Genomic DNA, 305 nt, shown 5'->3' on the forward strand with positions numbered 1-305 from the left:
TGCTCGACGGCATCACCATTTCCCTCAATCTGCCGGCGATTCCGATCGATCTGGTGGCGGGTGCCAACGTGGCCATCCCCATCACCGGTCAGTTCGACCCGATCACCATCTACGTCCCGCAGTTCGGTATCCCGGTTGACGTAGCGGTGAGCTTTCTTATCACCCTCAATTTCGAGGGAGTTCAGATGACCCCACCCTTACCCCCCATCGTCATCAACCCGATCGTCCTGAAGGACCTCGTGGCCGGGGTGAACATACAGGTGCCCATCCAGATGACGCTGCTGGGTCAAGTCAATCTGACGGCA

At 58.4% G+C, this 305-nt stretch carries 1 protein-coding gene; it reads left to right on the plus strand.

Annotated features, from left to right (window positions below):
- Positions 1 to 305 (plus strand): hypothetical protein (locus tag AC5Y6Y_RS25800; protein WP_499930826.1); only part of this gene is annotated, 305 nt, incomplete at both ends.

This window comes from Mycobacterium sp. NGS24, from assembly GCF_059813065.1.